General features: G+C 65.9%; 14 protein-coding genes. 8 read left to right on the top strand and 6 right to left on the bottom strand.

What is annotated here, in order from left to right; all coding sequences use genetic code 11:
- Nucleotides 1-245 precede the first annotated feature (245 nt).
- On the bottom strand, nucleotides 246-1,088 hold the full coding sequence (locus J2Y70_RS21500) for an ATP-binding cassette domain-containing protein (protein ID WP_309922364.1): 843 nt from the start codon (nucleotides 1,086-1,088) through the stop codon (nucleotides 246-248).
- Nucleotides 1,089-1,228: 140 nt separating this feature from the next.
- Here J2Y70_RS21500 and J2Y70_RS21495 point away from each other — a divergent pair, with 140 nt between their 5' ends.
- Together J2Y70_RS21495 and J2Y70_RS21490 are read left to right on the top strand one after the other, a co-directional pair.
- The gene (locus J2Y70_RS21495; RefSeq protein WP_263396431.1) at nucleotides 1,229-2,425 is read left to right on the top strand and encodes an acyl-CoA desaturase; all 1,197 of its coding nucleotides are present in this window, start codon (nucleotides 1,229-1,231) and stop codon (nucleotides 2,423-2,425) included.
- Nucleotides 2,422-2,814 carry a calcium-dependent protein kinase 21 gene (locus J2Y70_RS21490; protein WP_309922360.1) on the top strand — a complete coding sequence of 131 codons (393 nt, stop codon included), beginning with the start codon at nucleotides 2,422-2,424 and terminating at the stop codon, nucleotides 2,812-2,814. The genes J2Y70_RS21495 and J2Y70_RS21490 overlap by 4 nt, the downstream gene beginning before the upstream one ends.
- Nucleotides 2,815-3,489: 675 nt before the next feature.
- Here J2Y70_RS21490 and J2Y70_RS21485 read toward each other — a convergent pair.
- A complete protein-coding gene (locus J2Y70_RS21485) occupies nucleotides 3,490-8,058 on the bottom strand; it encodes an RHS repeat-associated core domain-containing protein (protein WP_309922357.1) in 4,569 nt (1,522 codons plus the stop codon).
- 521 nt (nucleotides 8,059-8,579) lie between these two features.
- Here J2Y70_RS21485 and mutM point away from each other — a divergent pair.
- The 5 genes from mutM to J2Y70_RS21460 all read left to right on the top strand — a co-directional run bounded on the left by mutM (nucleotide 8,580) and on the right by J2Y70_RS21460 (nucleotide 16,092).
- Nucleotides 8,580-9,392 carry a bifunctional DNA-formamidopyrimidine glycosylase/DNA-(apurinic or apyrimidinic site) lyase gene (gene mutM, locus J2Y70_RS21480; RefSeq protein WP_309922354.1) on the top strand — a complete coding sequence of 271 codons (813 nt, stop codon included), beginning with the start codon at nucleotides 8,580-8,582 and terminating at the stop codon, nucleotides 9,390-9,392.
- Between the two features lie 69 nt (nucleotides 9,393-9,461).
- Nucleotides 9,462-10,028 (top strand): ECF-type sigma factor, encoded by a 567-nt coding sequence (locus J2Y70_RS21475; protein WP_309922351.1) that lies wholly within the window; start codon nucleotides 9,462-9,464, stop codon nucleotides 10,026-10,028.
- Nucleotides 10,029-10,047: 19 nt separating this feature from the next.
- Nucleotides 10,048-12,894, top strand: coding sequence for a protein kinase (locus tag J2Y70_RS21470; RefSeq protein ID WP_309922349.1), 2,847 nt, complete (start codon nucleotides 10,048-10,050; stop codon nucleotides 12,892-12,894).
- A gap of 330 nt (nucleotides 12,895-13,224) precedes the next feature.
- A complete protein-coding gene (locus tag J2Y70_RS21465) occupies nucleotides 13,225-14,187 on the top strand; it encodes a DUF4380 domain-containing protein (RefSeq protein WP_309922367.1) in 963 nt (320 codons plus the stop codon).
- 300 nt (nucleotides 14,188-14,487) lie between these two features.
- A complete protein-coding gene (locus J2Y70_RS21460; protein ID WP_309922347.1) occupies nucleotides 14,488-16,092 on the top strand; it encodes a glucan biosynthesis protein D in 1,605 nt (534 codons plus the stop codon).
- 407 nt (nucleotides 16,093-16,499) lie between these two features.
- Here the strand turns inward: J2Y70_RS21460 and J2Y70_RS21455 are convergent, their stop codons facing one another.
- Both J2Y70_RS21455 and J2Y70_RS21450 read right to left on the bottom strand, forming a co-directional pair.
- Entirely contained in the window at nucleotides 16,500-17,255 is a 756-nt protein-coding gene (locus J2Y70_RS21455; RefSeq protein WP_309922344.1) for a sel1 repeat family protein, read from the bottom strand.
- 279 nt (nucleotides 17,256-17,534) lie between these two features.
- The gene (locus J2Y70_RS21450) at nucleotides 17,535-18,155 is read right to left on the bottom strand and encodes a thymidine kinase (protein WP_263396528.1); all 621 of its coding nucleotides are present in this window, start codon (nucleotides 18,153-18,155) and stop codon (nucleotides 17,535-17,537) included.
- A gap of 134 nt (nucleotides 18,156-18,289) precedes the next feature.
- Between J2Y70_RS21450 and rep the strand changes: the two genes are divergently transcribed.
- A complete protein-coding gene (gene rep, locus J2Y70_RS21445; protein WP_309922339.1) occupies nucleotides 18,290-20,266 on the top strand; it encodes a DNA helicase Rep in 1,977 nt (658 codons plus the stop codon).
- A 399-nt stretch (nucleotides 20,267-20,665) separates the two neighbouring features.
- On the opposite strand, the gene glyS is transcribed toward rep, so the two are convergent.
- Both glyS and glyQ read right to left on the bottom strand, forming a co-directional pair.
- Nucleotides 20,666-22,897 (bottom strand): glycine--tRNA ligase subunit beta, encoded by a 2,232-nt coding sequence (gene glyS / locus J2Y70_RS21440; protein WP_309922337.1) that lies wholly within the window; start codon nucleotides 22,895-22,897, stop codon nucleotides 20,666-20,668.
- A gap of 160 nt (nucleotides 22,898-23,057) precedes the next feature.
- Nucleotides 23,058-23,966: a glycine--tRNA ligase subunit alpha gene (gene glyQ, locus J2Y70_RS21435; RefSeq protein ID WP_263396531.1), complete on the bottom strand. Its 909-nt coding sequence runs from the start codon at nucleotides 23,964-23,966 to the stop codon at nucleotides 23,058-23,060.
- Between the last annotated feature and the right edge of the window lie 21 nt (nucleotides 23,967-23,987).

The raw sequence follows: 23,987 nt of genomic DNA, 5'->3' as shown, positions 1-23,987 counted from the left end.
CCCTGACTCCTACTCGTGCTCGTGAGGCACTGCGACTTAGCGGCCTGCCGCACTCCGCTCTCACCTCAACGATAGACCTGCCTAAGACACAAGCGACTTCAGTCGCGACGAGCGAAGCCACAGGCACGCCAGGTCGAGCGAACGCATCGGCACCGACGTCTCGACGGCATGCCCAACTCATACACCGCTGGCCATGAAAGACCAGCGTCGACGGCAATGTGCAGACAAGAACCCCGCGCCTCCGCCTATTCCACCTCGGCCGCACTCGCGCTGTAGGTCGCGCCGTCGCGGCGCACCCGCACCGACCCGCCGAACACCGCCGACAGCGGCGCGTCGGCCAGCAGTTCCTCGCGCCTGCCGTCGGCGTACACGTGGCCGCCGCGCAGCAGGATCACCCGCTCGATCTCCGGCACGATCTCCTCGATGTGGTGGGTCACCAGCACCAGGGTGATGCCCTGGCGGGCGAGGTCGCGCATCGTCGCCAACAGGTGCTGGCGCGCGATCAGGTCCAGCCCCGTGCTGGGCTCGTCCAGCAGCAGCGCCTGCGGCCGGTTGACCAGCGCCCGCGCGATCAGCACGCGCCGGGTTTCGCCGGCCGACAGCTCCGCATAGGGCCGCTGCAGCAGCGGCAAGGCATGGGCAAGGTGCAGGGCTTCGCGCGCCCGCTCGCGCATCGCCTCGGTCACCTCGCGATGCGGCGGCACCACGTAGCTGGCGAAGAACCCGGACAGCACCGCGCTTTCCACGTCCAGCCCCGGCATGTCGGCGAGATTGACGCTGAGATCGCCGGTGACGATGCCCAACTGGCTGCGCAGCCGGTCCACCTGCCAGCGGCTGTGCCCCAGCACCCGTACCGGCGCGTCTTCGCCGGCGCGTGCTAACGGATACAGCTCGCGCGTGATCAGCTTGATGAACGAGGACTTGCCGCAGCCGTTCGGGCCGAGGATCGCGGTGTGCTGACCGAGCGCGATGCGCAGGCTCAGCTCATGCAGCACGCGCACCTGGCCGCGTACCACGCTGGCGCGGTCCAGTTCGATCAGTGGCGCGGCGGCCGGCATGGGAGTTGCATCGGGAACGGCGACGGACATGGAAGTGAAACCGTTTTGTGATCAAGAGCGCGCAGTGACTGAACACCATACGCGGGCGATGGGTGAAGTTTGCCGCCACTGCCCCCATCATGTCTTCTACTCAACCTGGCGGCATGCCTTCACGGCCTGGAGTTCTGGCAATGTTCGACGCGACCTTCGACTTCCTCAGCACCGGCCTGCTCGACGTTGGCTGGTGGGGCATGCTGGCGGTGCTGCTGGTGTTCACCCAGCTGACCATCTTCGCGGTGACCTTGTACCTGCATCGCAGCCAGGCGCACCGCGGCGTCGACTTCCATCCGCTGCTGTCGCACTTCTTCCGCTTCTGGACCTGGTTCACCACCTCCATGATCACCAAGGAGTGGGTGGCGATCCACCGCAAGCACCACGCCAAGGTCGAGACCGAGGACGACCCGCACAGCCCGCAGACCAAGGGCATCGGCCGCGTGTTCTGGCGCGGCGTGGAGCTGTACCGTGAAGCCCGCGCCATGCGCGGCGACATCGAACAGTACGGCAAGGGCGCCCCGGACGACTGGATCGAGCGGCGCCTGTACACCCCGCACGCGAACTGGGGGCCGATCGCATTGCTGGCGGTGAATTTCCTGCTGTTCGGCCTGCCCGGCATCGCCCTGTGGGCGTTGCAGATGGCCTGGATCCCGTTCTGGGCCGCCGGTGTGGTCAACGGCCTCGGCCACTGGTGGGGCTACCGCAACTTCGAGTCGGCCGACACCTCGACCAACCTGACCCCATGGGCCCTGTGGATCGGCGGCGAAGAACTGCACAACAACCACCACGCCTTCCCCAGCTCGGCGCGCTTCTCGATGCGGCGCTGGGAACTGGACATCGGCTGGGTTGCGATCCGCGGTCTGGCCGCGCTGCGCCTGGCCAAGGTGCTGCGCGTGGCGCCTACCCTGGACGTGCGCCCGAACATCGCCGTGCCCGATGCCGACACCCTGCGCGCGCTGCTCTCGCATCGCTTCCAGGCGATGACCGACTACCAGCGCAACGTATTCACCCCGGCGCTGAAGGAAGAGGCCGCGCAGGCCGGCGCCAAGCTGCGCCAGCTGCTGCCGCGGCGCCTGCGCAAGGGCCTGGTCGACGACGGCCGCTGGCTCAAGCCCGACGCGCGCGAACAGCTGCAGCATTGGGTCGCGCAACGCCCGCGCATGCGCACCCTGGTCGAGCACCGCGCCCGCCTGGCCGCCCTGCTGGAAGCGCGCAGCCACGACGCCAGCGAGCGCCTGAAGCAACTGCAGGCCTGGTGCCACGACGCCGAAGCCAGCGGCATCGCCGCCCTGCAGGCCTACGCGGCGCGGCTGAAGGGCTACGCCCTGGCATGACCCGCAGCGTCCCGCCGTCTTTACCCGAACGCCGCCTCGTGCGGCGTTCGTCGTTCATGGCGCTGCTCCTCCTGGCCGCGCTGCTTGGCGCGGCGGGCGGCGCTGGCGCCCAAGCCGTCGACAGCACCGGAAGCTACCTGCAACGCATGGACCGCGACAGCGACGGCCGCGTGAGCCTGGACGAATACCTGGCTTGGATGAGCTACGCCTTCGACGCCCGCGACCTCGATCACGACGGCGTGCTCAGCCCCGCGGAACTGCCTGGCGGCCGCGGCAAGGCTATTACCCGCGCGCAGCACCAAGCAGCCTTGGTGACCCGCTTCCGCAAGCAAGACAGAAATGGCGATGGGTATCTCAGTACCAAGGAAATGGGGGCACCACCGTTGTGAAGCCGTAACATTCCTTCCCTAACCCCTAGGGTGTTTTCTTGCCCTTTCCTACGTCGATTCGGCGATCTCTGTCTTCCACAAGACATAAATTTCGACAATTAACTAATCTGTACACCGCCGTCACGCGATGCGTTCCAAATCAATAGGTTTTGTGTGTCGCTTGAAATGTTGATTTATAGCTTGACAGAGCCGGTAACCTCATGGGGTACCTTGCAGTCATCCGGCCAACCAAGCGGACTTACTAGCCTAAATCGAAGGCTGTAATTAAGAATGGTATTATTTTTTGCCCTCTTAATATCCGCAGATCCATCCTCGATAATCCCAACACAGCCAGTTTTTCCTAGTAGATCAAATAGGCCTTGCGAATAGAACGCTTCGAACTGGGTGGGACCAACCTCATGTACGGAACTAGCCGGCTTAATAAAGATCGATGTCATCTCTCTTTCAGTGGTATCGCTATGCATGGATGCACCCATGACTGTGTTTGAGATAAGCACTTGGACGCCATCTCCGCTAATACCTTGATGGCATGCCTTCTGGGACTTAGCAATTTCACCATTGATTTTTGAATTTGGGCGACAGTTTGCTGCATCGGGTATCACGCCATTTCTAACATTTATTGAAGTGCTGTTGCAGCCTGCCAAGCAAGTCAAAATCACAAGGCAAAGAAATATTTTATTTTGGGCAGTCATAGTCTTTTCCTTCTATATTTTTCTTTGCTGCTTCTGTCCGTCTTGCTGCTTCCTCATAAATCTTAGGATGATTACGTGCACTATAGAACATCCCCTTGGTAAGATGGAGACTTTCATGGACGATAGTGTCGTACAAATCAGTACGCTGAGCCAGAGAAAGAGCATCTAGATAACGATCATCTATCGTAATCGTCCTCGCTGCATAGTTTGTAAGGCCCACCTTTCCATCACCGAGATCCCTTACCTTCAGAGCATTGGGGAATTTCAAATCCGTTTCCCTTTCTTTTGCCAATGCGAACAGGTAGTCAATATCTTCTTGTGTCAAGCCAAAAAAATCAACAAAAGTCATTGGGCTGCTTGAGACATAGGAATAGGTGTTTCTACCACCAGCCAGCCCAATTGGATCACTCTGCCCATACCGCCCAGTGCCCGGCTCGTAGTCCCGGAAGTAGTTCTGATTGACTCCAGTCGCCGCATCGTAACGCTGCCCCGGGAAGCGCATGTCGAACACGAAGGCTGTGCCGTCGCCGTCCGGGTCCTGATTCGGCGGAGTATTGCCGAAGGCTTCACCCTTCAAGTCCCAGGTCCAGATCGCGACGTCGCGGACCGGATCGATCACTGCGCGCGGAGTGCCCAAGTGATCTGGTTGCACGTAGTGCAGACCATTGCTCGCCAGCGTGCCGACCGGCAGGTCATCCAGCCAGATCGCTTGTTGCAGTGCTTGGCCGGTGGAGTCGTAGTCGCCCAGCCAGTGTCCGGTTTCGTCGTACAGCGTGTACGTACTGGCCGTGCCCAGGAACTTGCGGATCTGCTCGCCGCGCCCGTTGTATTGGTAGTTCATCACCACCGCGCCCGCACGCTTTGCCTGGCCCATGCGGCCGTTGGTGTCGTACACAAATTCCTGTGCGGTGCCACCGATCGACAGCGTATTGCCGATCGCGTCGTAGGTACGGGCGGTGCCAGCCACCGCGCTCAGGCGGTGACTGGTCGTCGGATAGGTGTAGCTCTGCGTCGCGGTGTTGACCTTGGCGCTGAGCCGGTTGCCGGTGGCGTCGTAGCTGTAGCCGTCGATCACCGTGCCGGTCGGGCCGTCCTTGAAGGCGGTCAATCGGCCCAGCGCGTCGTAGTCCAGGCTGACCACCGGAGCGGTGTTGCCTGCGGCGGTCAGGGCGCTGAGGTTGCCGGCTGGGTCGAACGCGAAGCCGGTGCTCAGGCCGTCGCTGCGGGTGTCGCTGACCGCCAGCGGACGGTAGTCCTGGTCCAGCACGCGCTGCATCGGACGGCCGTTGCCGTAGGACCAACTGGCCACCGGGCCGAACGGGTAATAGGTGGCGCTGCCCAGCAACACCTGCCGCGTGCCGCCGGCCGGAGTCACACCCACCTCCGTGGTCTGGCCTTGGGCATTGCGCACGTAGTCCACCGCCGCGCCGTCGGGATAGGTCAGGCGGCTCAGCTGACCGGCCTTGGTATAGGCGTAGCGCAACACGAACACCTTGCCGTTGGTGGTCTGCACCTTGCGGACCAGGTCGCCGAAGCGGTCGTAGCAATAGTCGGTGGTGCCGCTACCGTCCTGCATGCGGGTCAGGCGGCCGGTCGCGTAGGTTTCGCCGCTGGCGCAGCCAGTCTGGCTCACGTCGTAGGTATAGGTGACGTTGAGGCTGCTGGTCGGATAGGCGACTTGGGTCAGCCGGTTCAGGGAGTCGTAGCTGTAGGTGGTGGTGACGTTACGCGCATCGGTCTGGCTAGCACGGTTGCCGGCGCTGTCGTAGGTGTAGGTCGTCGTGCCGGTATCCGGGCTGGTCAGCGTGGTCACGTCGCCCAGGCCGTTGTAAGCGTAGGTCGTGTCCAAGCCCTTGGGATCGGTGACCTTGGTCAGGTTGTCGAGCGCGTCATAGCCGAACTTGGTTTCCGCCGCAATTCCGCCCACGTCCTGCAGCGTGTGCGCCAGACGGTTCAGCGGGTCGTAGTCGTTCTGGGTGACGTGGCCGAGTGCGTCCGTCACCGTCTCAGTGTTGCCGTTGGCGTCATAGCCGAAGTCGGTCGGGTCGCCGTTGGCGGTGGCCTGCGTGGCGAGCTGGCCGAGCTGGTTGTAGACCCGCGACAGCGTGCGCTTGAGCGTGCCCGACGCGTCCTTGATATCTTCCTTGACCCGATTGCCGGCAAGGTCGGTGGTGTATTGGAGGGTATTGCCGACATTGTCGGCGATATCGGTCAGACGCTGCGCCGTGTCGTAGGTGAAATGGATAAACGCACCATCCGGCGGGGTCACCTGTTTGACCAGCCCGGTCGGCCAGTAGTCGATCAGGGTGATGCGGTCGTCGTTCTCGCTGGCAGTGTCGGCACCGCGAGCCTTGCTGGCCGTCAGCCAGCCGCGCGGGTGATAGGTGTAGTCGATCACCTGGCCGTTAGCGTCTTTCATCGATAGCACGCGACCGGCGCCGTCGTAGGACAGGTACTCGGTCACCTGACCGAGGGCGTTGGTGACCTTCCATAGGTCGCCCTTTCGATAACGGCAGACTCCACCAGGGCTCGCGCAGCCCGCGTCGTCGCTGGGGTAATAAGCGTACTGCGCACTATCGGCGACATCGGTTCGGGGACCGTCAACTGCCTTGATCAGCCCAACGATGGGGCACGTGCTTCCCGGTGCTGAAACATCCGCTGTTTCGCAGTAGCTGATCGCGGTGACGCGGGCTTGGTTGGTGTCTATGTCGGTCGTGGTTACGGTCTGCGGTTGCAGCCTGGCATTGCGCGTATAGGTGACGATCGCACGATCAGACTGGAGACGCAGCACACGGTTCGAATCAGTGGTGGTATGAGTAATGACCGTACTCTGTTCCGGAAGCCCGAAAGCTCTTTGAACTGTGTGCACACTCATTCTTACGCCGGACTCGACCACGTCCCCGTAAGTATGCTTGGTAATCACCCCGGCGCGATCGGCTTTAGCGCTAAGACGACGGCGAAAATCAGCGGAAGCATCGTAGTACGAGTAGGTCTCAGTGCCGGCGCTATTCGTTATTGACGCTATTTTTGGCGGGCCTTCGCCAGCGCTTGTCATGGTAAAGGTGGACTGCTCGCCAAGCGCATCGGTGGCAATCGTCCCTGCCGGCGTATAAACAAAGCTGCTCGCATCGGCGCCGCCTGCGTGCGTGCTGGATATGGCGCGCCCTTTGTCATCGTATGCAAATGTGCTGAACCGCTGACCATCCTCTGCGGTGATACCGGTCAGGTGTCGCGGAAAGCGAGCATCTTCATAATGGTATGTGCGTTGTCCCCCATCTGGATACGTTACGGTGCTGAGTCGCCCGTTATCGTATGTATAGGAGGCTAGTAGAGAGCCTTGGGAACTCACCCCAGTAATCTGCGCGTCGCTCGATGTATCTGCATAAGCGAATTCGATAGCGCGTCCTTGAGCGGAAACGATTGACTGCAGCCTTCCATGCTGGTCATAGCTGTAGAAGAGCCGGCTTGCATCCTCGTTGTCACGCGAAACAAGGCGACCCGCTCCATCAAATGTGTAGACACCATCTTGGCGATACAGCTTCCAGTTGCTTCCGTCGGCCGTTATGCGCTCGCCACTTCCGTTAGCTGCCAGATATTCACCACTGATCGGCATAAAAAGAGTTACATAACCACTTCCTTCGATGACTCCGAAATACGGGGAAGCTATGGAAAGATGGATCTGGTGAGAGTCCGACCAGCCCAATCCCCAGCGTCCCGATGTCGCTACGACACCGGAATGGTAATGCCGCTCCAGCTCGATCCAGCCGAGGTCGATGTCTTTTTCTGTCTCATATTTGTCGCCGGTCTTTACATCGCACGGGTTTCCGAAAAGTCCTGACGGGCTTTTGGTGCCGCGAGTACATTCCATTTGAGTGGTGACTACAGTCGCAGTAAATTCCTCATTTATGCAAGCGTTCTGGTCAACTTCCCAGGTCATATACGGATTCGGGCAAATCGAAATCCTCATGATCTGAGCTTCACTAGATTCTACGGTGCAACTTCCATCCAAATCATTAAACTGCGGATAAGTGTAGTAGTACTCTGCGACTTCCATGCCTTCAAAGTCTGGGGAATACGGGCCCCATTCGCTCGTACGCAAGAATGTTGCCGATGCGCATGGCGGGCTACCTCCTTGATTGAGTGCTCCAATAGATTCGCTAATTAGTTCCTCTTCCGTGTCGGCACTTTGCCCGTTGATTCCGAAATACTGGAGTGTTCTCTCCTTTTTTCCCATCCAATAAACTATTGAAATTTTGCCGTCTGCAGAGAGCGAAGTCGATTTAATCTCGGTTACATACTGGTAGGCATCGGGCGCATTTGCAGGTCCCGGAATGGCTCGGATCGCTGCTTCGGCCTGCTGCTGGGTCTCGTAAGTTCCAACTAATGTGCCATCGCTTTTGTCCACGCGAAAGGTTTGATTGGCTTCCTGCCCAATCGCCAACAAAGGTAGCCAAGCAAAAAGCATGAAAGTAGCAACCGCTATTCGTGGCCACCTCGATTTCAACATATGGAAGAGACCAAACGCCGAGCAATTTTTGTTCTTGTACGCCATGACTCTTCCTTGGTCAGTTGATTTCGATTGGCTACTAGTTACGATCGATATCTTTAACAGATGTCCGTAAAGCACTTCCAGGCCACAAGAACAAGATGCCGCTTGACGACCCTCGGCTCTCTTAGATGACTCCACAGCGTTTCGCGCATACCCGCGACAGAGTGTGTACCGACTCGATATCCGTTTCTATGACAGCCCTTGCAGCTACCCCGCCCAGAATCCATTTGGTCCAACACTCGAAACACAAGCTACAAGACATCAGCGGGCGATGAAATTGCCCGTGCCATGTTTTGTGATGCATCTCTCCTCGCACATCCAGGACTGGCAGGGCATGTCCGGGCGGTACGCGAGTTGGCCCGGCGCACCGTGTGCTACAGCGCCGAACGGCATCTTGATAGTCAGGATGAAGACTTGGCCGGCTCCCACCCTCCGGCCATCCCCCCATCGCCACCACATCCGACAATCGCGACACACTTCGCCAGCTAAGCTTGTCAATCGCACGCCACCGCAGTCCAGCACCCATGCCCGAACTCCCCGAAGTAGAAACCACCCGGCGCGGCCTGGAACCGCATCTGCTGGGGCGTCGCATCCATGGCGTGATCCTGCGGCGGCCTGACCTGCGCTGGCCGATTCCACCGGAAGTGGCGCAGCAGTTACCCGGGCAGCGCATCGACGGCATCCGCCGTCGTGCCAAGTACCTGTTGATGGACACCGCGGCCGGCAGTGCGCTGCTGCACCTGGGCATGTCCGGCAGCCTGCGGGTGCTGCCTGGGGATACACCGCCGCGGGCGCACGACCATGTCGACATCAGCCTGGAAGACGGGCGCGTGCTGCGCTTCAACGATCCGCGCCGGTTCGGCTGTTTGCTGTGGCAGGCGCCGGGCCAGACCCACCCGCTGCTCGAGGAGCTGGGGCCGGAGCCGCTGTCGCCGGAATTCGACGGGGATTACCTGTTTCGGCGTAGCCGTGGCCGGAGTGCGCCGGTAAAGACGTTCTTGATGGACCAACGCATCGTGGTCGGGGTCGGGAACATCTATGCCGCCGAAAGCCTGTTCCAGGCAGGAATCAGTCCGCTGCGCGAGGCCGGGGAGGTCTCGCGGGCGCGCTATGCGCGCCTGGCCGAGGCGGCCAAGGCGATCCTCGACTACGCCATCGAGCGCGGCGGCACGACCCTGCGCGATTTCATCAGCCCGGATGGTGCGCCTGGTTACTTCGAGCAGGAACTGGCGGTCTACGGCCGCGAGGGCGAGGCCTGCAAGCGTTGCGGGCGACCGCTGCGCCACGCCAGCATCGGCCAGCGCGCCAGCGTCTGGTGCGGGAGCTGCCAGCGCTGACGGACGGCGGCCGCTGGCCGCCGGCGCGCGCTATAGTCCGCGCGACTCCCGGCCGGAGGAGAGACCGCCGTGGTAGAGACCGCACCCGAGATCACCGTGTGGCTGGATGCCGCGCGCGGCGGCGACCGCGAGGCGCTCGACCGCGTGCTCAGCACGCTCTACCAGGAACTGCACAGCATGGCCCGGCGCCAGCTGGCCGGGCAGCAGGGCCAGACCTTGGATGCGACCTCGCTGGTCCACGAGTCCTATCTGAAGCTGCTCGGCTCGCACGGCATGGCCCGTTTCGATGGCCGCGGGCATTTCTTCGCCTACGCCGCCTCGGCGATGCGCAGCGTGGTGGTCGACTACGCGCGCAACCGCTTGACCCGCAAGCGCGGCGGCGACCTCAAGCGCGTCGCCGAGATTCCCGAGGACAGCGGCGGGGTGCGCCTGGACGAGGACCTGCTGGCGCTGGACGTGGCGCTGGACCGGCTGCAGGCGCTCGACGAGCGCCTGGCCAAGGTGGTGGAGCTGCGCTATTTCGCCGGCCTGTCGGAACAGGAGATCGCCGATCTGATGCAGCGCTCCGAACGCAGCATCCGCCGCGACTGGCAGAAGGCGCGCATCTTCCTGCTGGCGGCGATGCAGGATCACTAGCAACCAACCGGAGCACCGCATGGACGCGCTGCAGTGGCAACGCCTGTCGCCGTTGCTCGACGAACTACTGGAGCTGACCCCGGAGGCGCGCGCGGCGCGGCTGGTGCAGCTGCACGCGCACGATCCGGCCACCGCCGACGAGCTGGTGCGGATGCTGGCGCTGGACGCGGCCGGCTCGGATCTGCTCAGCGAGCCACTGCTGGCCACCGCCATGGACTCCCTGCGCGCCGGTAGTCGGATCGGGCCATACGCGCTGGAGCGCCTGCTTGGCGAGGGCGGCATGGGCCAGGTCTGGCTGGCACAGCGCGCCGACGGGCTGTACCAGCGCCAGGTGGCGCTGAAGCTGCTGCGCCCCGGCTATGCCGACGCCGCGCTGCGCCAGCGCTTCACCCGCGAACGCGAGATCCTGGCGCGGCTGGAGCATCCGCACCTGGCACGGCTGCTCGACGCCGGCATCGCCGACGACGGACGCCCGTACCTGGCGCTGGCCTACGTCGAAGGCGAGCCGCTCACCGACTATTGCCAGCGCCTGCACCTGTCGGTGGGCGCGCGGCTGCGGCTGTTCCTGCAGGTATGCGAGGTGGTCAGCCACGCGCACGCCAACCTGATCGTGCATCGCGACCTGAAGCCGTCGAACATCCTGGTCAACGCCGCCGGCGAAGTGCGGTTGCTCGACTTCGGCATCGCCAAGCTGCTCGACACCGAGGCCGAGACCGCGGCCGACCCGCACCCGCGTACCGAGATACGCGCCTTCACCCTGCACTACGCGGCGCCGGAGCAGGTGCGCGGCGAGCCGATCACCACGCTGACCGACGTGTATTCGCTGGGCGTGGTGCTGTACGAACTGCTCACCGACCAGAAGCCCTACCGCCTGTGCCGCAGCAGCGATGCCGAATGGGAGCGCGCGATCCTGGCGGTGGAGGCGCCGCGGCCGTCGGCGGCGGTGGTGCGCGCCGCGCAGCAGGGGCAACGCGATCCGGTCGAGGCGCGGCGCCTGGCCTGGCGGCTGCGCGGCGACCTGGACAACATCCTGCTCAAGGCGCTGCAGAAGCCGCTGCCGCAACGCTATTCCTCGGCCGAGGCGCTGGCCCAGGACCTGCGCCGCTACCTGCAGGGCCGGCCGGTGCAGGCGCGATCGCGGGGCATGGCCTACCGCCTTCAGAAATACCTGCAGCGGCACTGCTGGAGCGTGGTGTTCGGCAGCGTGACCGCCGCCGCGTTGCTCGGCGCCGTGGGCGTGGCGCTGTGGCAAGTGCGCGAGGCGCACCGCGAGACGGTGCGCGCGCAGGCCATGCAGGATTTCGTGATCGGCCTGTTCGACCGCGCCGGCAACGCGCAGCGCGGCGACGGCTTCGACCTGCGCGGCCTGCTCGCCAGCGGCGAACAGCGCGGCGAGCGCGAACTGCTGCGGCAGCCGCTGGCGCGCGCCGAACTGCAGGGCGTGATCGCGCGCCTGCGCATCGGCCTGGGCGACTACCGCGAAGCGCTGGTGCTGTTGCAGCGGCAGCGCGCGCTGCTGGCCACCCAGGACGACGTGCCGCTGGCCCTGCGCCTGGAAGCGGCGGCCCAGCATGGGCGCGCGCTGCGTCTGTTGAGCCGCTCGCAGGAATGCGTGGCGGCGCTGCAGCCATTGGCGGCGCAGGCGCAGCAGGCGCAGGTGCAGCTGCCGTTGCAGGCTGCAGGGTTCTTCTCGCAACTGGGGCGTTGCCGGCGCGTGCTCGGCGAACGCGCGCCGGCACGCGTCTGGTTCGAGCGCGCGCTGGCGCTGCACCGCGACGTGCTCAAGGATCCGGCCGGCATCGTCGAGAGCATGACCGACATCGCCTCGATGGACAGCGATATCGGCCACACCGATGCCGCGATCGCCGGCTATCTGCAGGCCCTGGCCCTGCTCGACCGCCAGGCCGGCCCGCGGCATCCGCTCAGCGTCAACCTGCTGCGCAGCCTGGCCGTGGCCTACCGCGACCGCGGCGACGTCGACCAGGCCGAGCAGGCGGTGAACGCGGCGCTGGTGTTGTCGCGCAGCGCGAACGGGGACCGCCATCCGGTCAGCCTGGGCCTGCGGCGGCTGCGCGCGGCGGTGATGATCGACCAGGGGCGTCTGGACGTCGCCGAGCGCGAATTGCACGCGGCGCACGCGCTGACCGTGGAACGGCTGGGGCCTACGCACCGCGACACCGGCATGAGCTGGAATTCGCTGGCGATGCTGGAACTGGAGCGCGGCCAGGATGCGCAGGCGATCGCCGGCATGGCCCGCTCGGTCGCGATCCTGCGCGCGCCCGACAGCCAGGCATTGCTGCCGTACATGCTGCTCAACCAGGGCCTGGCGCTGTCGACTGCGGGCCGCTACCGCGATGCGCTGGCGCCGCTCTACGAAGCGCGTGCACGCTGGATCGCGCAGCTGGGCCAAAACAACCCGGCGGTCGGCGACAGCGAGCGGTTGATCGCCGAGGCGCGCGCCGCGCTCGGCGAACCGCGGCAGGCCGACGCGCTGCTGGCGCAGGCGCTGCGCCGTACCGAGAGCGGCTACGGCCCAAGCCATCCGCGGACCCGCGCGGTGCGCGTGGCCTGGGCGCGCAACCTGGGCCGGCTCGGCCGCGACGCGCAGGCGTTGCAGGAACTGGAGGCACAGGCGCGGCTGGGCGGTGAGGGCATCGAGAGCCGCAAGCTGCGCTGGCGCGCCCGCGCCTATGCCGCCGAGCTCCATTGCCATCATCGCAACGATGCAGGCACCGGGCGCGCCGCACTGCAGGCGCTGCAGCGCGAACTGGCGCAGGCGCAGCCGCAGGGCGGCACGCTGGCGTACGAGGTGGAGGGGCTGCGTGCGGCCTGCGGCGGTCCGCCCGCATTGACCGCCGCGCGCTGAGGCCGGCGGGGAAGCAGTGAAAAGCCAGCGCTTTTGAGTCGGATGCTGCTGCGCTGGTGGCGACTTCGGAAATCTCCGGTCAGCCGTCGTCGATGGCTGTCCCGGTCACGCCCGTCGCGACTGAAGTCGCTCGCACACCTGTCACCGGCGCCGTACAGCCGCCACAATCGCGGTTCCTTCCTCGAGAGCGGGACCGCCATGCGAGCCGACAAGCAGAATGGATGGTGGCGGCCGTGCGCGGTCGCGCTCGCGCTGCTCGGCGCATCTGCGTCCGGCGTGGCCGCGCCACCGGCAACGCCGCCCGGCGCCAGCGCGCCGGCGCCGTGGGTCATGGACAACGGCGTGATCCGGCTCACGGTCACGCCGACCCTGGGCGGGCGCGTGCTGGGCTTCCAGCGCAGCGGTGGGCCGAACCTGATCAAGGTCGGCGAAGCGGTGCAGCGCCAGCCGCTGCCGGCCGTCAGCGCGGCGGCCAACGACATCCCCTATTTCGGCCACGACGTCTGGGTCGGCCCGCAAAGTGCCTGGTGGCAGCACCAGGACGCCAATCCGGCGCGCCGCGCCGCGCATGCGAACTGGCCGCCGGATCCGTACCTGAGCTTCGCCACCACCACCGTTACCGAGCGCTCCTCGCGCCGTCTTCGGCTGCGCGGCGTGGACAGTCCGGTCAGCGGCGTGCGCTTGCACAAGACTTTCGCGCTGTCGCCGCAGCACGCCGACAGCGTGGTGCTGCAGGTCCAGGCGCAGAACGTGCGCAAGACCGCAGTGGCCTGGGATCTGTGGTTCAACACCCGGGTGCCGTCGTCCACGCGGGTCCTGGTGCCGGTCGCCGCCGCCGCCGATATCCGCGTGCAGCCCAGCGATGGCGCCGGCTACGCGCCGCCGCAGTACGCGCTGCAGGACGGGATGATGGCGCTGGCTGCCGCGCCGCCTGGCAGCGCTGGGCAGCGCGGCAAGCTTTTGCTGCAGCCGTCGGCGGGCTGGATCGCCGCCTTCGCCGGCGGCCAGGCCTGGGTGATCCGCTTCGCCCACCAACCGCGCGAGCGTATCCATTCCGAACAGGGCCAGGTCGAGTTCTACCTGGATGCGTCGGCAGCGGATCCGGGCGGCGGCCTGCTCGAAATCGAAGTGCACGCGCCGTACCGGACCCTGGCGCCGGGCCAGAACATGCAGGCCGAGGAGCAATGGACGTTGCTGGACTACGCCGGCGGCGACGACCCGGCGCAGCAGCGCAGCTTCCTGTGCCAACACGCCGCGGCGCTGGCGTTGAACGGAGCCTGCGCGGCGCCCTAGGGCGTCTCATCAATTCCCAAGCAGCTCGCGCCGCTCTTGTGCGTCGCGAGGCAAGCACGAGTGAAAGGCGTGGAGGATGGTTCCGCCCGGCGATGACGTAGCGCCGAGGGCGCACGAGAGCGGCCGGGCGGGTTGGGCCTGTCAGGCCGGCAGCGGCGCTGCGCGGGCCCGTCAGGTGCGGCAGCGGCTGGCGACCTGACAGACCCAACGCGACCTGCTCGTGAATCGATGACACGCCCCAACTCTCGCGTTTAACGCCGCTTGTCTATGATGGAGCCCCTTTCCGCTTCGATCCGGCCCATGCAACGACGCGATTTCCTCAAGAACGCCGCCGCCGCCTTCGCCGCCATGGGCTTGCCCGCGATGCCGATGCTCGGCCAGGCCGCCCCCGCGGTCGGCCTGCGCCGCCTGGGCAAGCCGCAGCCTTTCGACTACGCCTGGCTCAAGGGCCACGCCCGGGCCATGGCCCAGGCGCCGTACCAGAGCCACAAGCGGGTGCTGCCGGGACCGTTGGAAGCGCTGAACTGGGACCAGTACCAGTCGATCCGCTACCGCCAGGACCATGCGCTGTGGGCGGTCGACAAGGGGCCGAAGTTCCAGGCCAAGTTCTTCCACCTGGGCCTGTACTTCAAGACGCCGGTGCACATGTTCGACCTGGTCGACGGGCAGGCGCAGGAACTGGCCTACGACGGCGCCGCGTTCGACTACGGCAAGAGCGGTCTGCAGGGCAAGCACCTGCCCAAGGAACTGGGTTTCGCCGGCTTCCGCCTCAACACCAAGCAGGACACCGACCGCGATTTCGCCGCGTTCCTCGGCGCCAGCTATTTCCGTGCGGTGGGCAAGGAAGGCCAGTACGGCCAGTCCGCGCGCGGACTGGCGATCGATACCGGCACCGGCGGGCCGGAGGAGTTCCCGGACTTCATCGCCTACTGGCTGGAGCAGCCCAAGGCCGGCTCGGATACCGTGGTGGTGTACGCGCTGCTGGACTCGCCGAGCGTGGCCGGCGCGTACCGCTTCGCGATCACCAACGGCGACGTGCTGCTGATGGACATCGACAGCGCGCTATACCCGCGCAAGACCATCGAGCGGCTGGGCCTGGGACCGTGCACCAGCATGTACCAGGTCGGCGAGAACGATCGCCGCATGGACTGGGACTGGCGCCCGGAGATCCACGACACCGACGGCCTGGCGATGTGGACCGGCGGCGGCGAATGGATCTGGCGGCCGCTGTGCAATCCGCCGCAGCTGCGCTTCAACATGTTCGTCGACGAGAACCCGCGCGGTTTCGGCCTGCTGCAACGCGACCGCAATTTCGACCACTACCACGACGACGGCGTGTACTACGAGAAGCGTCCGTGCCTGTGGGTGGAGCCGAAGCAGGGCTGGGGCAAGGGCTCGGTGCAGCTGGTGGAGATTCCCACCGTCGACGAGACCTTCGACAACATCGTCGCGTTCTGGAATCCGCAGGACAAACCGCAGCCCGGGCAGGAACTGCTGTTCGGCTATCGCCTGTACTGGGGTGCGCAGCCGCCGGCCGCCTCGCCGCTGGCGCATTGCGTGGCGACCCGCACCGGTCTGGGCGGCGTGGTCGGGCAGAAGCGCAACCACTTCTCCTGGCGCTTCGCGGTGGACTTCGTCGGCGGCGAGCTGGCCAAGCTCGGCAAGGATAAGGACGCCAAGGTCGAGGCGGTGCTGCAGCTGAGCCGCGGCAGCACCGAGATCGTCTCGGCACGGCCGCTGCACGAGCTCTCCGGCTACCGCGCGATGTTCGACGTGGTGCCGCCGGACGAGGGCACGCAGCAGATCGACATCCGCCTGTTCCTGCGCGCCGGCGGCAAGCCGCTGACCGAAACCTGGCTGTACCAGTGGACGCCGCCGCCGGCGGCCGAGCGCAAGCTGTATTGAGTGCGGACGGGCGCTGCCGCGGCATGCGCGGCAGCGCTTGGCGGCTGCGGTTTTGCGTCGCCTGGATCCATGCGCATTGCCCGCGATGGTGCGCTGCTTACGGGCAGCGGATCGGACGCATCTCAGGATTTGGGCCCGACGTTTTCGCGGTTTGAGCAGTGGCCGGCTTCGCTCGTCGCGGCTGAAGCCGCTCCTACAAAGGGCTCGCGGCGAACATGCCGAGTGCACTGTAGGAGGGACTTCAGTTCCGACACTTTCGCGCCGCTGCACAGTGGCCGGCTTCGCTCGTCGCGGCTGAAGCCGCTCCTACAGGAGGCGCGCGGACAACGTGCTGGGTGCACTGTGGGAGGGACTTCAGTCCCGACGCTTCAGCAACGCCGCGCACGGAGCGGCGCCGTCGGGGCGCCTCAAGGCTTGGCCGGCTCCTGCGGCTTCGGCGCGGTTTCCTGGGTGATGTCCTCGACATCGCCGATATCCACGCGGCCGGGCGTGCGTCCATCCCAGACCCGATCCTGCAGCTTCCAGTACGCCGCCGGTTCCCAGAACTCCTTGGCGTAGAACACTTCCGGATCGATGCTGCCGCCGCGCGGGCCGTTGATCTGCACGCCGGAGGCGCCGGAGTAGCCGAGCATGCTGCCGGTGCTGCGTTTGGCTTCGCGGCGCAGCACTGCTTCCTGGCGCGGCTTGGCCACAGCATCGCCATACGTGGCCAGCATCTTCTTGTCCTGCTTGATCGCGCGCTGCCGCTCTTCGGGCGTCAGCTGCTCCCAATACTCCATCTTGCGCGTCTTGAACGCGTCGTAGCCGCGCTCGGAGGCCAGCGCCATCCACAGGAACCCCATCGCGCGATCCTGCGCTCCGCCCTGGCCTTCCCAGTACATTTCGCCCAGTCGCGCCTGCGACGGCTTGTCGGCATAGCGCGCGGCGAGCTGGTAGTTCTTCTTGGCCTCGGCGAACTCGCCCTTCTTGTCGGCGCGAATCCCGGCGCGACGGTAGAACAGGTCCAGGTGCGCCTCGAGGAAGCCGTCGGTCATCACCTGCGCGGGAATGTCCTCGAACGTACGCGCATTGTCGGCGGCGGTGGCCGTGCCGGGCAGCGCCAACAGAACCGCCATGGCCAGGGCGGTGCAACCGCCGACGGCATATCCCTTGAACTGATGCATAGAACTCTTCCCATGAGTGCGATCGCCGCCGATTCTAGACGTGCGCGGCGGCGGCGATCCATAGACTGATGGCCTATGCGGCGCGTGCCCTGCATGCGTCGTCAATCGCCGTTCATGATCGGCGCAGCCGCAGCCTGCAGCCGTGCCGAAGCCGCGGATGTACGCACCAAGTCAGTGCATCGCTCACGGCGGCTGCCGCCTACGCATGCTGCCAATGCGCGCGACCGGTGGCGATCGCCGTACCGGCCAACGCCTTGTCGCTAACCCGAGCGCAGAAGGCTAAATCGGCAACGCGATCTGCAGCGGATCGATGCGGCCTTCGCCGCGCATGATCTTCTTGAATTCGGCGCGGCTCACCGAGACGTAGCGCTCGTTGCCGCCGATCTCCACCTGCGGACCGTCCTGCACGGCATGGCCGTCGGCGTCCACGCGCACGGTCATGGTCGCCTTGCTGCCGGTGTGGCAGATGGTCTTGATCTCCTGCAGCTCGTCGGCCCAGGCCAGCAGGTACTGGCTGCCCTCGAACAGCTCGCCGCGGAAATCGGTACGCAGGCCGTAGCACAGCACCGGGATGCGCAGCCGGTCGACCACCTCGCTGAGCTGCCAGACCTGCGCGCGGCTGAGGAACTGCGCCTCGTCCACCAGCACGCAATGCAGCGCGCCGTCGCGGGCGATGTCGTCCTGCAGCAGCGCCAGCAGGTCGGTGTCCGGGACGAAGGTGTTGCCATCGGCGCGCAGGCCGATGCGCGAGGCGACCACGCCGCTGCCGTCGCGGTGGTCCAGGCGCGGGGTCAGGATCGCGGTGCGCATGCCGCGCTCGCGATAGTTGTGCGCCGACTGCAGCAGCGTCGTGGTCTTGCCGGCGTTCATCGCCGAATAGTAGAAATACAGTTTCGCCATGCTGCGATTCTAGCGCGGCGGCCGGCCCCGCCGCAGGCCGGCCGCGCCGGGAAAACCCGTTCAGCGCCGGCGCGCCCGCACCGGCATCGCCGCCCGCCGGCGCCCGTTACAATGCGCGGCCCAGGGAAGTCTTCATGCACGGTCTCAATCCCCCCCAACGCGCCGCGGTGCTGCATTGCGAAGGCCCGTTGCTGGTGCTGGCCGGCGCCGGCAGCGGCAAGACCCGCGTGATCGTGGAAAAGATCGCGCACCTGATCGCCACCGGCCGCTACCCGGCCAAGCGCATCGCCGCGATCACCTTCACCAACAAGTCGGCCAAGGAAATGCGCGAGCGCGTGGCCAAGCGCATCCGCGGCGATGCCGCCGACGGCCTCACCATCTGCACCTTCCACGCGCTGGGACTGAAGTTCCTGCAGATCGAGCACGCTGCGGTCGGCCTCAAGCGCGGCTTCTCGATCTTCGACGCCGACGATGCCGCCGCGCAGATCAAGGACCTGATGCACGGCGCCAAGCCCGATGCGATCGACGATGCCAAGAACCTGATCTCGCGCGCCAAGAACGCCGGGCTGTCGCCGGAGCAGGCGATGGCCGCGGCGCGCAGCAACCGCGAGCAGGAAGCGGCCAGCCTGTACGAGCGCTACCAGGCGCGGCTGAGCACGTTCAACGCGGTGGACTTCGACGACCTGATCCGCCTGCCGGTGCAGGTGCTGGAGGAGAACGAGGACATCGTCATGGCCTGGCGCGAGCGCATCGGCTACCTGCTGGTGGACGAGAGCCAGGACACCAACGACGCGCAGTACCGGCTGCTGAAGATGCTGGCCGGCCCGCGCGGCAACTTCACCTGCGTGGGCGACGACGACCAGAGCATCTACGCCTGGCGCGGCGCCAACCCGGAAAACCTGATGCAGATGGGCCGCGACTATCCGGCGCTGCAGATCGTCAAGCTGGAGCAGAACTACCGCTGCTCCAACCGCGTGCTGCGCGCGGCCAATGCGCTGATCGCGCACAACCCGCACGAACACCTGAAGACCCTGTGGAGCGATCAGGCCGACGGCGAGCGCATCCGCGTGTGGGAATGCCGCGACAGCGAGCACGAGGCGGAGAAGGTCGCCGCCGAGATCGCCTACCTGGGTGCCGCCAAGCAAGCGCCGTGGAGCGATTTCTGCATCCTGTTCCGCGGCAATTTCCAGTCGCGGCCGCTGGAAAAGGCCTTGCAGATCGCCGGCGTGCCGTACCACATCACCGGCGGCACCGCGTTCCTGGAGCGGCAGGAAGTGAAGGACGTGCTGTCGTGGCTGCGGCTGTTGGTCAATCCCGACGACGATGCCGCGTTCCTGCGTGCGGTGCAGGCGCCCAAGCGCGAAGTCGGCGCGACCTCGCTGGCCAAGCTGGCGGAACTGGCTTCGGCCAAGCATCTGCCGATGTCGCGCGCGGCCGAGTCGATGGGCGCGCTGCAGCAGCTGCCGCCGCGCGCGGCCAACGGCCTGAGCGATTTCGTCGACGTCCTGCACGAGTTGCGCACCGCCTCGCTGACCCTGTCCTCGGCCGACGTGGTACGCCAGCTCGCCGAGCAGTCGGGTCTGATCCGCGAGCTGCGCAGCCAGTGCAAGGACGAAACCACCTTCCAGCGCCGCCGCGGCAACCTGGAAGAACTGGCCAAGTGGTTCGAGGGCGGCCCGCGCGGCGCCACCGTCGGCGACCTGGCCGCGCAGCTGGCGCTGCTGTCGCGCAACGACAAGGACGACGGCGGCAACCAGGTGCGGATGATGACCATGCACGCGTCCAAGGGCCTGGAGTTCCGCTACGTGTTCATCGTCGGCTGCGAGGACGGCGTGCTGCCGCACGAGGTCAGCCTGGAAGAGGGTAACCTGCAGGAAGAGCGGCGGCTGCTGTACGTGGGCATCACCCGCGCCAAGGAACAGCTGTGGATGAGCTACAGCAAGCTGACCCGCAAGTTCGGCGAACACATCCGGCTCAAGCCCAGCCGCTTCTTCGACGAGATCCCGGCCGAGGAGATGCAGCGCGACGGCGCCGACCCCGTGGCCGACGCCGAGCGCAAGAAGGAGCGCGCCAATGCGGGGCTGGCGGCGATCCAGGCGTTGTTTGATTGAAGGTGGGGATTGGGGAGTGGGGATTCGTAAAGGCGGTTGTGCGTGGTGCCGCGGTTGGCGGGTTCTGATGTAGCGCGGGTATATGCTGGAGTTCCCTTCTCCCTGCGGGAGAAGGTGCCCCGAAGGGGCGGATGGGGGTACGGGCAAAGCATCGTGCACTCAAACTCCGCGAGACGCTTCGCGCCGTACCCTCACCCCAACCCCTCTCCCGAGGGGAGAGGGGCTCAAAACAGGTGCTTGTACATGGCCGGCCGAGTGCACTGTAGGAGGGGCTTCAGCCCCGACGCTTTTTTCTCAGCACGACGGGGATTGCAGCTTCGCGCGTCGCGACTGAAGTCGCTCCCACAAAAAAGAAGAGGCTGCTTTCGCAGCCTCTACATGTACTGTCCGCAGCCCTGCTTACGACGACAGATGCTCGATCGCGGCGACGCTGCCCAGGCGATCGCCCAGGCGCTTGAGCAGGGCCAGGCGGTTGCCGCGGATCGCCGGGTCGTCGACGTTGACCATCACCCCGTCGAAGAACGCATCCACCTGCGGCCGCAGCCGCGCCAGGAAATTCAGCACGGTGACGTAGTCGTGCTGGCGCAGCGCTCCGTCGGTTTCCACGATCGCCGCTTCCACCGCTTCGGCCAGTGCGCTTTCGGCCGGCTCGCGCAGCAGCGTCGGGTCGATCTGCGCCGGAATCGCGCCCTCGGCCTTGCGCAGGATGTTGCGGATGCGCTTGTTGGCCGCAGCCAGCGCCTCGGCTTCCGGAAGTGTGGCGAAGATGCCGATCGCGTCGATGCGGCGGTCGAAGTCGTACAGCGATCCGTGGGTGGCGGTCGCGGCTGAAGCCGTTCCTACAGAAGCCGCGCTTCCTTCAGCCCCGACCGAGAACAAGGCGGCCACCGCGTTGAAATGCGTTGCCGGCACGCCCTTGTCGGTGTAGTAGCCGCGCAGGCGGTCGAGGATGAAGTCGAAAAGAGCATCAAGTTCGCTGCTCGAAAATTCTGAACTTCCTTCCTGAGATAGCTCGAGTTTTACGCCCTTTTTCGCGGCCACAAGGGCCGCTTGAGTTTTCTGCTCCGCCAGCGTAGCCGCAATGTCTTTGTTTACTTCGGCATAAGCGATGAAAAGCAAATGCCTTAGATCCACATCAAACCCACTCTCAATCACCGTCCGCGCCAACCCCAGCGCATTGCGCCGCAGCGCGAACGGGTCCTTGTTGCCGGTCGGCTTCAAGCCCGCGGCAAACCCACCGGCCAGCGTGTCCAGGCGCTCGGCAATGGCCAGCACCTTGCCCAGCGGCGACAGCGCGATGTCATCGCCCGCGAAGCGCGGCTGGTAGGCCTCGTCGATCGCCAGGGCGATCTCGCCCGGCTCGCCGGCGGCCTTGGCGTAGTGGCGCCCGGCGATGCCCTGCAGTTCGGGGAACTCGTTGACCATGCGCGACTGCAGGTCGTTCTTGCTCAATTCGGCGGCGCGGCGCGCCTGCGCCGCGTCCACGCCGACCAGCGGCGCGATCGCCTCGGCCAGCGCGGCCACGCGCAGCACCTTGTCGGCGATGCTGCCGAGCTTGGCCTGGTAGGTCACGCTTGCCAGGCCTGCGCCCATCGCGACCAGGCCCTGCTTGAGGTCCTCGTCGAAGAAGAACTTGGCGTCGGCGAAGCGCGGGCGGATCACCCGCTCGTAGCCCTTGGCCACTTCGGCCACGTCGCGCGAGACGATGTTGGCGATGCCGATGAAGTGCTCGGTCAGGCGTCCGCCGTCGTCGAGCACCGGGAAGAATTTCTGGTTGCTCTCCATCGTCTCGATCAGCGCTTCCTGCGGCACTGCCAGGAACGCCTGTTCGAAATGGCACAGCACCGCCGACGGCCATTCGACCAGGTTCACCACCTGCTCCAGGTTGTCGTCGGAGATGCGCGCGCTGCCGCCGGCCTGGCGCGCGGCCTGCTCGACCTCGGCGACGATGCGCGCGCGGCGCGCGTCCGGATCCACCAGCACCTGCGCGGTCTGCAGTGCGGCTACGTAGTCGCCCGGCTGGGCCAGCGTGACCGGTGCGTCGTGCAGGAAGCGGTGGCCGCGGCTGATGCGGTCGGCCTGCACGCCGAACAGCTGCACCGGCACCACCTCGCTGCCGAACAGCAGCACCAGCCAGTGCACCGGCCGCGCGAATCCGTAGTCGTGGTCGCCCCAGCGCATCGGTTTGGGGATCGGCATCGCCGCGATCGCCTCGCACAGGATCTCCGGCAGCAGCGCGGTCGTCTGCGCGCCCGGGGTCACCGCGCGGTGCACGAAACGTTCGCCCTTGGCGTCGCTGGTGCGCTCCAGCGCGGTCCAGTCGATGCCGGCCTTGGCGGCGAAGCCGGCCAGCGCCTTGGTCGGCTGGCCGTCGGCGTCCAGGGCGATGTTGAGATAGGGGCCGAGCACTTCCGAACGCTGCTCCGGCTGTTCGGCGGCCACGCCCGGCAGCAGCACCGCCAGCCGGCGCGGGGTGGACAGCGGCTTGGCGTCGCCGCGCTCGACCGCGATGCCGCGCTTCTCCAGCCCGGCGATCACCCCGTCGAACAAGGCCTGCGCCAGGCCCGGCAGCGCCTTGACCGGCAGTTCCTCGGTACCCAGTTCGATCAGCAGGGGATGTAGTGCGCTCATGTGTCGGACCTTGCTAGCGGTTCCCTTCTCCCTGCGGGAGAAGGTGCCCCGAAGGGGCGGATGAGGGTACGGGCGGAGCTCTGGGAAATTCAGGTCTGCAGGGCTTCGCCCCGGACCCTCACCCCAACCCCTCTCCCGGAGGGAGAGGGGCTTTACAGCCTCAGCGCTTCACGCCGGGGAAGCCCAGCTTCTCGCGTTGCGCGTGATAGGCCTTGGCCACCGCCTGCGCCAGCGCGCGCACGCGCAGGATGTAGCGCTGGCGTTCGGTCACCGAGATCGCGCGGCGCGCGTCGAGCAGGTTGAAGGCGTGGCTGGCCTTGGTCACCTGCTCGTAGGCCGGCAGCGGCAGGCCCAGCTCGACCAGCCGCTGCGCTTCGCGCTCGCAGGCGTCGAAGCGATGGAACAGCTCGGCCACGTCGGCATGCTCGAAGTTGTACGCGCTCTGCTCCACCTCGTTCTGGTGGTAGACGTCGCCGTAGGTCACCGGCGTGCCGTCCGGGCCGTAGGTCCACACCAGGTCGTAGACGTTGTCGCAGTTCTGCAGGTACATGCACAACCGCTCCAGGCCGTAGGTGATCTCGCCCAGCACCGGCTTGCATTCCAGGCCGCCGGCCTGCTGGAAGTAGGTGAACTGGGTGACCTCCATGCCGTTGAGCCACACCTCCCAGCCCAGGCCCCAGGCGCCGAGCGTCGGCGATTCCCAGTTGTCCTCGACGAAGCGCAGGTCGTGCACCAGCGGGTCGATGCCCAGCGCCTTGAGCGAATCCAGGTACAGCTGCTGGATGTTGTCAGGGTTCGGCTTCATCGCCACCTGGTACTGGTAGTAGCGCTGCAGGCGGTTCGGGTTCTCGCCGTAGCGGCCGTCGGTGGGGCGGCGGCAGGGCTGCACGTAGGCCGCGTTCCACGGCTCCGGCCCGAGCGCGCGCAGGAACGTGGCCGGATGGAAGGTGCCGGCGCCCACTTCCAGGTCCAGCGGTTGGATCAGCACGCAGCCGTGCTGCGCCCAGAACTGGTTGAGGGTCTGGATCAGACCCTGGAACGTGATCGGAACGGACCGGGAGACGGGCATGCAGCAAAGGCCGGCAAAAGG

Origin of the sequence: Xanthomonas sp. 1678 (genome assembly GCF_031455575.1) — a bacterium.
Lineage (GTDB): Bacteria > Pseudomonadota > Gammaproteobacteria > Xanthomonadales > Xanthomonadaceae > Xanthomonas_A.
The sequence above is the reverse complement of the archived record's forward strand: the minus strand, read 5'-3'. Positions and strand labels throughout refer to the sequence as shown.

Bases quoted from the DNA above. Each gene is read 5' to 3' on its own strand.
- J2Y70_RS21500 (WP_309922364.1), bottom strand. From the start codon at position 1,088: ATGTCCGTCGCCGTTCCCGATGCAACTCCCATGCCGGCCGCCGCGCCA.
- J2Y70_RS21495 (WP_263396431.1), top strand. From the start codon at position 1,229: ATGTTCGACGCGACCTTCGACTTCCTCAGCACCGGCCTGCTCGACGTT.
- J2Y70_RS21490 (WP_309922360.1), top strand. From the start codon at position 2,422: ATGACCCGCAGCGTCCCGCCGTCTTTACCCGAACGCCGCCTCGTGCGG.
- J2Y70_RS21485 (WP_309922357.1), bottom strand. From the start codon at position 8,058: ATGGCGTACAAGAACAAAAATTGCTCGGCGTTTGGTCTCTTCCATATG.
- mutM (WP_309922354.1), top strand. From the start codon at position 8,580: ATGCCCGAACTCCCCGAAGTAGAAACCACCCGGCGCGGCCTGGAACCG.
- J2Y70_RS21470 (WP_309922349.1), top strand. From the start codon at position 10,048: ATGGACGCGCTGCAGTGGCAACGCCTGTCGCCGTTGCTCGACGAACTA.
- J2Y70_RS21465 (WP_309922367.1), top strand. From the start codon at position 13,225: ATGGACAACGGCGTGATCCGGCTCACGGTCACGCCGACCCTGGGCGGG.
- J2Y70_RS21460 (WP_309922347.1), top strand. From the start codon at position 14,488: ATGCAACGACGCGATTTCCTCAAGAACGCCGCCGCCGCCTTCGCCGCC.
- J2Y70_RS21455 (WP_309922344.1), bottom strand. From the start codon at position 17,255: ATGCATCAGTTCAAGGGATATGCCGTCGGCGGTTGCACCGCCCTGGCC.
- J2Y70_RS21450 (WP_263396528.1), bottom strand. From the start codon at position 18,155: ATGGCGAAACTGTATTTCTACTATTCGGCGATGAACGCCGGCAAGACC.
- rep (WP_309922339.1), top strand. From the start codon at position 18,290: ATGCACGGTCTCAATCCCCCCCAACGCGCCGCGGTGCTGCATTGCGAA.
- glyS (WP_309922337.1), bottom strand. From the start codon at position 22,897: ATGAGCGCACTACATCCCCTGCTGATCGAACTGGGTACCGAGGAACTG.
- glyQ (WP_263396531.1), bottom strand. From the start codon at position 23,966: ATGCCCGTCTCCCGGTCCGTTCCGATCACGTTCCAGGGTCTGATCCAG.